1 protein-coding gene is annotated in these 1,847 nt (G+C 67.7%); it reads left to right on the forward strand.

Going from position 1 to position 1,847, the window contains the following annotated elements; genetic code table 11:
- On the forward strand, positions 1 to 1,847 hold a 1,847-nt coding region (locus tag ACIRQP_RS42385; RefSeq protein ID WP_403900819.1), incomplete at both ends, for a condensation domain-containing protein.

The raw sequence follows: 1,847 nt of genomic DNA on the forward strand, positions 1-1,847 counted from the left end.
CTGGTGGCGTATCTCGTTCCGTCGTCGGGTGAGCTGGACGTCTCGCTCGTACGGGAGCACGCCGCCGGCCTGCTGCCCGAGTACATGGTGCCGTCGGCGTTCGTGGTGCTGGACGAGCTGCCGCTGACGGTGAACGGAAAGGTCGACCGGCGCGTGCTTCCCGCGCCGGAGCCCGACGCGGCGGGGGAGTATGTCGCACCCCGCACAAGCCCTGAGATGGCCTTGGCCGAGATCTGGGCCGAAGTTCTCGGTGTGGAACGGGTCGGAGCCCATGACGACTTCTTCGAGCTGGGCGGCGACTCCATCTCCAGCCTGAAGGTGGTCTCGCGGATCCGTTCGGTGCTGAAGGCCGGACTGTCCCCCAGGGCTCTCTTCGACCATCCCACTGTCGCCCGCCTGGCCGAGGAACTCCCGGCTCGCGAGGACGCCTCGGATGCCGGTATCGAGCGCGCGGCGCGGGACGGCCATCTGCCGCTCTCGTTCGCCCAGGAGCGCTTGTGGTTCCTGGAGAACTTCACTCCCGGCGGAGTGGAGTACAACATCACGGGCGGTCTGCGCCTGACCGGCACACTCGACCTCTCCGCGCTGCGTTCCGCGGTGTCCGCTCTGGTGGAACGGCATGAGGCGCTGCGTACGACGTTCGACTCGGTCGGCGGGCGTGGCGTCCAGGTGGTCCACGCCTCGCTGGACGTACCGGTGCGCACGGTCGTATCCCCGACCCGGGCGGAACTGGAGACCGTCCTGCGTGCCGAGGCCCTCACGCCGTTCGATCTGCGGACCGGTCCGCTGATGCGCGTGCTGCTGGCGGAGGTGTCGGAGAACGAGTACGTGCTTGTGCTGTCGATGCATCACATCGTGACCGATGGGTGGTCGATGGGTGTGGTGACGCGTGAGCTGAGTGAGTTGTACGCGGCTGCGGTGCGGGGTGCGGAGGCGCGGCTTCCGTTGTTGCCGGTGCAGTATCCGGACTTCGCGGTGTGGCAGCGGGAGAGGCTGGCCGGAGAGGCGCTGGATTCTCAGATCGCTTACTGGCGCGGTCAGTTGGACGGTCTTGAGCCTTTGGAACTGCCGACGGACCGCCCGCGCCCTGTGGTGCGGACCTCGAACGGGTCGATGCACACCTTCGAGGTGCCCGCCGACCTCACAGCCCGTCTGGTGCGGGTCGGTCAGACAGGCGGGGCGAGTCTGTTCATGGTGCTGACCGCGGTGACGCAGTTGCTGTTGTCGCGGTACAGCGGTCAGCGGGATGTGGCGGTGGGCACGGTCGTGTCGGGGCGTGAGCGGGCGGAGTTGGAGGGGCTGGTCGGGTTCTTCGTCAACACCCTCGTCCTGCGCTCGAAGATCGACGTGGACGCCGGCTTCGCCGATCTGCTCGCCGACGTACGAGCGACGACACTCGACGCGTTCGCGCACCAGGATGTGCCGTTCAGCCGGCTGATCGAGGAGCTGTCCCCGGAGCGGGACACCAGCAGGACTCCGCTCGTGCAGGCCCTGGTGGCGCTCCAGAACACGCCGATCGGGGAGTTCGAGCTGCCGGGTCTGCGAGTGACCGATGAGGAGATGCCGCGCGAGGCGGCGCAGTTCGAGCTGAGCCTGCACTTCCAGGAGACCGGCAGGGGAGGCGGCCTCGCCGCGGTGGCGGAGTTCAATACGGATCTGTTCGATGTGGGGACGGTTGAGCGGTTGTGTGGGCATTGGTTGGTGTTGGCGGAGCGGGTGGTGGCTGAGCCGTCGGTGCCTTTGGCGCGGGTGGGGATGTTGGGTGGGGTTGAGCTTGAGCGGTTGTTGATGGGGTGGGCGGGTCCGGGGGTTGGGGTGGGTGAGCGGTCGGTTGTGGAGTTGATTCG

Origin of the sequence: Streptomyces sp. NPDC102274 (assembly GCF_044766385.1) — a bacterium.
In the GTDB taxonomy this organism is placed as follows: Bacteria; Actinomycetota; Actinomycetes; order Streptomycetales; family Streptomycetaceae; genus Streptomyces.